This window comes from Nostoc sp. UIC 10630 (genome assembly GCF_010747425.1).
GTDB lineage: Bacteria > Cyanobacteriota > Cyanobacteriia > Cyanobacteriales > Nostocaceae > Nostoc.
Genome location: NZ_JAAGOG010000313.1, coordinates 1 through 6,789, shown reverse-complemented (window position 1 = coordinate 6,789; position 6,789 = coordinate 1). Strand labels below are relative to the sequence as shown.

The window sequence follows — 6,789 nt, the reverse complement described above, 5'->3', positions numbered from 1 at the left end:
CGTCCAGTGGGTGCAGCTAGGGCTATGGATTTACCCATTGCTTTCCACAGGCTGACAATCGTGTGAGTTGTGAAGGTCTTTCCAACCCCAGGACCACCAGTCAAAATCATGATTTTGGAGTAGGCTGCTGTTTCTACAGCTTGGCGTTGCTGTTGTGAAAGCTGGATTTTACGGCTGGCTGTAAAGCGCTCAATCCAATCACGCACACGCTCAATGTCAGTGCCAACAGGATTTTCCAAGCGTTGGCGTATCAGTTGAGCTAAATTCTGTTCCGTATGGAAGTAAGTTGGCTTGTAGCAAAGTAGTGTTTTCTCTTCATCCCGCTCTCTAATCAGGTCATCTGTTAGAGCCATATCTTTGATGATTTGTGCGATCATTTCTTCTGTGGGCTGATGAGATTCGGTAGTCAGCAGTTTGATTACCGACTCAATCAGTTCGCTTTGTGGCAGGTAACAGTGACCATCTTCGGCAGCTTCACTTAGACAATGGATAATTCCCGCACGGTAACGAAATTCTGAGTCAGGCGCAATTCCGATATTTCTCGCAATCTTGTCAGCAGTCAGAAAGCCAATACCGTAGATGTCGGCTGCTAGCTGGTAGGGATTATGGGTTACTGTAGCGATCGCCTCATCCTTATATTGCTTGTAAATCTTCACAGCATAAGTAGTAGAAACACCATGCCCCTGGAGAAATACCATCACTTCTTTGATGGCTTTTTGAGTTGACCAAGCGTTTTTGATGAGAGTGATCCGCTTTTTAGCGATGCCCTGGACTTCAATCAGTCGTTCAATCTGGTTTTCGATAATGTCGAGCGTTTCTAAACCGAAGTGAGCGACGATACGCTTGGCTGTTACTGGACCTACACCTTTAATCAGCCCACTGCCAAGGTATTTCTCAATTCCAGTGAGAGTGGCTGGTTTGGTTTCTTGGTAATTGATGACTTGGAATTGTGGCCCAAACTGCGGATGGTCACGCCAGAAACCAGTTAGTTGTAGAGTTTGCCCTGGCTGAATATTAGCAAAGCTACGACAATTGTTGTGAGTTTGGTGCTACGGGGGCGGGTCAGTCTTGCCACTGTGTAACCCGATTCAGCAGAGTAAAAAGTTAAACGTTCTACGACTCCGGTGATTGTTTCGTGTTGAGGAAAGGCGTTTATTTGTTGAGGAGAAAGATTAGGAGGAGTGGACATTGCTTATGATCAGATGCCGCACATCATTATAATACTGGAATTCAGATGAATGTAGTACATAAATACTATATTTTTTTGAGATTACAGTAATATTAGATGAGAAAGTCAAAAATGCTGCTTCGCTATACGATGACTACGAGCGCAAGCTATGCAAGCTACGCCTCAAAGGTTGGTAAGAGTGAAATATGTTGTAAAAAACCGTAGATTTTACTCTAATAAAGCTTCAATTTGCCCTAACAACTTCTCTAAAACTTTTGCTTTATTAGGATCTTCCCAGACTTTAGCTTGCTTAATTCGCTGATAGGCTTCCTTCATCCGATTAGGCAGGATATTCGGCTGAGAAGACTTAGGAGGTTGAACTGATTGAATGTAACTTTTGATATCTCTAACTGAAAGATTTTTTTCAATAGTTTTCACTAGAAGTTGATGTCGCTGATCTTCGTCTTTCAATTGAGCGATGATGCGGGCTTTGGTATATTCTAGTTGTCCTTGGCGCAAAATTTCTAGAACATCTTTAGGTAAATTTAGTAAAGGTAGGCGATGACTACGAAAACTGTCTGGAGTCACCCTACCTATTACTGAAAATATCTTTTCTACCATTTCCCATTGGTTACGAACAACGTTGTTCGTAGTTTCTGTTTTTTGCTTTTGGAGGTTAGCAATATGATTGAGTAGGGAAATAACTTCTCCTTGAGAGCATTCCAAGCGGATAGATAGCAGTTGCAAAATAGCTTCAGTTTCCTCAACCGGATTTAAATCTTCCCGTTGCAAATTTTCGAGGAGGGCGACTTGGAAAGCATCTTGGTCATTGAGATGGCGGATAATAACCGGAACTTGCTCCATTCCAAGAGTTTGAGCAGCACGGTAGCGACGTTCACCAGCGATCAATTCATAATTACCGGATTCTAACGGTCGGACAAGCAGTGGCTGCAAGATGCCATGTTCACGGATAGAAGCAACTAGGCTTTCCATTGCTTGAGTTGAAAAATAACGCCGAGGCTGATGAGCCGCTAGGTGAATTTGAGTTATTAATAAAGATTGTTCAATAGATTCGTTTTCCGAAAGTTGAGGATTCTTGGTAACTCCTACTAAGTCCAGGAATTGTTTGGTTTTATTCGGAAATTCCATTTCATCTGCCATTGACAAGCGCCGCTTCGCCATATTACTCCTGTTCTGCCATTTCTCTGGCGATTTCTTGATAAGGTTCAATCAATTTTCTTTCTGTGGTATACCGATGAATTGGTTGACGCGCCAAGTTAGACTCTGGAAACTGAACAGACTTCGGAACTGGTTCAAAAATTTTGACCCCAGGGAGTTTAGTTTTAAGAGTTTTGAGAGCATCTTGGGTCGTGAGTGTACGGTCTGCCATTGTAGGCAAGACTCCTAAAATTTGCAAATTGGGGTGAGTGTCTTCATCACGAAGACTTTCAATAGTTTCCAATAATTGTCGTAAGCCTTCCAAAGCAAAGAACTGACATTGAACGGGGATCAAGACTGCATCTGCTGCCATTAGTGCATTTAGAGTCAACATCCCTAAGCTAGGTGGACAATCAATGAGGATATGAGCAAATTCTTGCCGTAAAGGATTCAATTTCTTTCTCAGGATTCGGCTATTATCTGCCGAGGTCAAAATTTGCTTTTCTCCAGATGCTAGAGATATGTCAGCCGGAATCAGCTTGATTCCATACTCGGTGTCAATAATAGTTTCAGATGCGCTCTGTTTACGATCTGTAAGTACTTCATAAGCAGTCATCTGCCCTGGCTGAATCTTGATTCCTAGACCTGTGGTTAAATTGCCTTGGGGATCAAAGTCAACTACAAGGCAGGAGGAACTTTCTGCCAGCAATCCACTTAGTGCAATAGTAGAGGTTGTCTTGGCTACTCCTCCCTTTTGATTAGTAACTGCGATAATCATATTTTCTTAGTACTATGCGATTTTTGATGAAAAAACATATATATATTAGTTACAGAATGAACTGATTCTATGACAATTTAAGTAGACCGCAAAGATTTTCACAAGTTTTACACCAAAGTAATGAAAAACTAATGTTCCAAATTGCTTGTTACCTAAAAAGCTAACTATACTTTCATTCTGGCCATGAGGAGCGATTTAGTGAAATAAATTGGCGCTTAAAATAAACTTCTTTCCCAAAGTCCACATAAAATTTTCTGATGAAATCAAAAGAGCAATCGCCCAAGCTACCTAAACAAAAGCCAAAACCCAACGACCAAAGCCCAAAGCTTGACCTTGTTGCTTATAAACCAGTAGAGAAACAGCAGCCAACCTATCAGCCTGACATGACTCCCAGTGATGATCTGCCGTCAGTTGAGCAGCCAGCCCAAGCAGAGGTGATACCTCTTGTAAGGTCTAAGACAAACGCTGCTGAAAAACCGCAACATTTAGAGAAAAGTAAAGCCAAACGTACCTCTGCTGACAAGAGAAAATCCAAATTACCGCAACAGCCCAAGCAACATGGTCAATTGACAAAGAGCGAAGAAGAAGAAGAATTACCGCCAGAACCCTGTCAGCACATGCAATTCCTGGATTGCAACTCGGAGGTAGGGCGTGTGATATTCGAGTGCTATCACTGCAAGCAGGGGATAATCAGCGAGTACACCGGAGATCCCGTAATGGGCGAGTACAAAGGACGACCTTCAGTGATTTTCACAAAGGTAAAATGCCCCAACTGTGAGCAAACAGCGATTAGGCTGGAAGCAAGGGAAGTACTTTCAACAACAGCGATTCCTTCACCTTGGCAGGAATGATGGCACACTCCCTCTTCAAGAGTGATTGGTGAAAGATATTTACGATTGATGATGCAAATGAGATTTTTACCCTTAATAATAACTGCACTAACGGCACTGACACTAACTAGTTGTAGCACTACTACTGCTGAACAGTATGAAACTACAGCACTCACCAGTTACACCTGGCAAGTCAAATATGCCAATGATCTAACTAGCCAACCACAGCCACGCATTGAAATCTTTGCGAATACTTCAATGTTGAATCGGAATGGAGTAAAACCACCAGGAGCAGTTGTTGGCCCAGATGACAAAGGGCTATGGTGGCCTACTGTACCGCCGCGACCAAGTGTTGATGAAGTTGAACAACGTAAAAGACCTCAAGAAGAGGCAGGAAAACCTGAATTGATCAAAGATGTAAAGTACAAACTGACCTATGGGGTGGGTAATTCTCAGCAGACCCTACCTACTAATTATGATGTTTATCGGCAAGTAGTAAAAGCTTATCCCCAAAAAACTCCTTTGGAATTGACTTTGGGTGTGAATGATAATTCAGTTGAGAAAGCTGAACCTGTAAGCAAGTGATAACGCACTCGTTACGTATTCAGCAAGAAGTTAGAGAGCAAAACTGAATTACTTTTCAACAATCTTATTGACACTAAAGTATAAATCAAGCTGTCAACACCTTATCTGCGAGACGCTACGCGTAGCTTGCTTCCCCGGAGGGGTACGAGGAATTCAAACATTTTAGACAAGACGCTCTCTACGAGACGCTGCGCGTAGCTTGCTTCTCCGTAGGAGTACGTGGACTCGCTTTCCGCGTTAGCAAGTCTTCGAGTGTCGCGTCTTGTAGACCCTTAATTCTTTGAATCAGTAGGGGCAATGGCCTTGAAGGATAATTAATTCAAAATTATTCTTATTCTTCCTGACAGAATTTTGAATTTCATTAAAGGGTCAACAATGATCTAAATTAATTTTTGCTGCGTTGATAGAAAAGATTTCAAAAAATTCTGTGGGGGCTATATGGGGGCTATGTGTACCCCAAAGCAGTTTACAGGCTTGAGCAAAATTTGACTCCTATATGGGGGCTATATGGGGGCTATATGGGGTACATTTGACTTTGTGAGATTTCACCCCACTTAGCCCCCAAGAGGTTATGATAATTTCTTGACGCTGAAGAAAAAAAGAGTAGTTATTTTATTCATCTCTTCTCTGCTCCCCACTTCACAAATCACAGATAACTTTCACAAATCAAAGTCTATTACCTTTCTCTTTATGTCTAACATTCACACCTTGCAAAAAATTTTTCCTGCTGGCTTTGATAACGGCTATGGAAGCCTAAAACTTTTAGTCGATGGCTTTGAAGTTGTTCGTGTCCCCAGCTATATAACCAATGCCGAGATGGAAGACGTACCAGGGAGGGTAGTTTTTAACGGTAGTGCTTACACAGTTGGAGAATCAGCTTTCCGTACAGGAAATTATTTTGACCGAAACACTGATAACAATGAAAACAAAGTCAACAACGCATTATTGACTTTATTCGGTGCATTGGCACATCTACCACACCGTAAGGCTTGGCATTTAAAATTAGTCGTTAGCTTACATGATGTTGGTCTAGCTGACGAATTGCAAAAAGTACTCAATGGAGAATATCAGCCAATACTTGCTGGCAAACAATCAGAAGTAAAAGTAGAAGTCCTAAAAGTTGTACTAGAGGGTATGGGTGCATTATTTGGGCATCCACTACCGAAAAAACTAACCATTTTAGATTTTGGCAATGGCACGACTCTGTATTCTCGTTACAACCAAGGCAAACGAGAAGTTCACACCGCCTACCCCACAGGCGTAGAAGTTCTCATCAATGATATTTCCCAAAAAATGAAACATTTAAATGGCGGGAAAATTGGGGATGCCTCCAAGATCCGATTTTGTCTGGAAATGGGGCATACTCGGTACAGCCGTGACATTGATATCAAAGATGTTTACAGCGCTTGCTTAAAGGATTGGTATGAAAAATACTTGAAGAAAGTGGTGAATCAGACACTTGATGCCAAACACCAGGGGGATGAAATCTGGGCAATTGGTGGAGGCTGCCTGTTACCTGGATTTAAGAAGCTTTTAGAGAAAAACGGGTTCAAAATACTGGACAACCCAGTAGAAGCTAATGTATTTGGGCTTTTAGAAATGGCAAAAGCCATCAGCAGCAAGAATTCGCCTACTACATCTATTAAATGATCACAATGACAGAAAAATTTGACTTAGCTCCGATCAAAATTCGGCTCAAAGAAAATTATCGAGAACGCATATTTGCAGAGTCCCAACAACTAGGTAAAAGTTACCTGGAGACACTTTACTTTATTATTGATTGCTATTTTGTTTTCATTAAGGCTGGATTAGCTACACAACAAGTAGCTTTCACGCCGATTACTAATGAGCCGAACAAACTTCCTTCAATGACTTCGACTCCATTGGCACAAGAGAAAGAAGAAGATTCTTCAAGCGAAACATTCAGCCTTGACTTTGATTTGTAACCATCAAATGAAGTTCGCAACGGTAAAGAAATACAAGACCTATTTTTCTAATAGTATAGCTTGTATTGATTGCCTTATGAGGCTTCTAGCGATCGCCCTCCCGGAGACTGATAAAAGAGAGATAGTATTTATATACTACTGAACTGATCCCAGCCCAAGGCATCATCATGTCAAATTTGAGATACTTGAGGTAACTAATGTCTCAACAATAATTTTATAAATTACACAATTGGCTCTAATGATCATAACCCGGATTTCTCACAAGTGCAAAAAAATCATTGAGATGAGTAAAATTTAGGAAAGAATATTTTATACATCAGTGGA

The 6,789-nt window shown here is 41.4% G+C and carries 6 protein-coding genes and 1 pseudogene; 4 read left to right on the top strand and 3 right to left on the bottom strand.

What is annotated here, in order from left to right; genetic code table 11:
* The 3 genes and pseudogenes from G1O98_RS36020 to G1O98_RS36010 form a co-directional block, all read right to left on the bottom strand.
* Positions 1 to 1,189: pseudogene (locus tag G1O98_RS36020) on the bottom strand (helix-hairpin-helix domain-containing protein); the annotation flags it as partial.
* Positions 1,190 to 1,396: 207 nt separating this feature from the next.
* The gene (locus G1O98_RS36015) at positions 1,397 to 2,350 is read right to left on the bottom strand and encodes a ParB/RepB/Spo0J family partition protein (RefSeq protein WP_163938943.1); all 954 of its coding nucleotides are present in this window, start codon (positions 2,348 to 2,350) and stop codon (positions 1,397 to 1,399) included.
* 1 nt (position 2,351) lies between these two features.
* Positions 2,352 to 3,104, bottom strand: a complete 753-nt coding sequence (locus G1O98_RS36010; RefSeq protein ID WP_069074509.1) for an AAA family ATPase — start codon at positions 3,102 to 3,104, stop codon at positions 2,352 to 2,354.
* Between the two features lie 257 nt (positions 3,105 to 3,361).
* Between G1O98_RS36010 and G1O98_RS41290 the strand changes: the two genes are divergently transcribed.
* The 4 genes from G1O98_RS41290 to G1O98_RS35990 all read left to right on the top strand — a co-directional run bounded on the left by G1O98_RS41290 (position 3,362) and on the right by G1O98_RS35990 (position 6,465).
* On the top strand, positions 3,362 to 3,955 hold the full coding sequence (locus tag G1O98_RS41290; RefSeq protein WP_322745452.1) for a hypothetical protein: 594 nt from the start codon (positions 3,362 to 3,364) through the stop codon (positions 3,953 to 3,955).
* A 57-nt stretch (positions 3,956 to 4,012) separates the two neighbouring features.
* Complete coding sequence (locus G1O98_RS36000) at positions 4,013 to 4,519, top strand: hypothetical protein (RefSeq protein WP_243458641.1); 507 nt, start codon at positions 4,013 to 4,015, stop codon at positions 4,517 to 4,519.
* 690 nt (positions 4,520 to 5,209) lie between these two features.
* Positions 5,210 to 6,169: a ParM/StbA family protein gene (locus G1O98_RS35995; protein ID WP_163938939.1), complete on the top strand. Its 960-nt coding sequence runs from the start codon at positions 5,210 to 5,212 to the stop codon at positions 6,167 to 6,169.
* Positions 6,170 to 6,174: 5 nt separating this feature from the next.
* Complete coding sequence (locus tag G1O98_RS35990) at positions 6,175 to 6,465, top strand: hypothetical protein (RefSeq protein WP_163938937.1); 291 nt, start codon at positions 6,175 to 6,177, stop codon at positions 6,463 to 6,465.
* Positions 6,466 to 6,789: the final 324 nt, after the last annotated feature.

Excerpts from the sequence above, each read along its gene's own strand:
- G1O98_RS36010 (WP_069074509.1), bottom strand. The coding sequence starts at position 3,104 with ATGATTATCGCAGTTACTAATCAAAAGGGAGGAGTAGCCAAGACAACC.
- G1O98_RS36015 (WP_163938943.1), bottom strand. The coding sequence starts at position 2,350 with ATGGCGAAGCGGCGCTTGTCAATGGCAGATGAAATGGAATTTCCGAAT.
- G1O98_RS41290 (WP_322745452.1), top strand. The coding sequence starts at position 3,362 with ATGAAATCAAAAGAGCAATCGCCCAAGCTACCTAAACAAAAGCCAAAA.
- G1O98_RS35990 (WP_163938937.1), top strand. The coding sequence starts at position 6,175 with ATGACAGAAAAATTTGACTTAGCTCCGATCAAAATTCGGCTCAAAGAA.
- G1O98_RS36000 (WP_243458641.1), top strand. The coding sequence starts at position 4,013 with ATGAGATTTTTACCCTTAATAATAACTGCACTAACGGCACTGACACTA.
- G1O98_RS35995 (WP_163938939.1), top strand. The coding sequence starts at position 5,210 with ATGTCTAACATTCACACCTTGCAAAAAATTTTTCCTGCTGGCTTTGAT.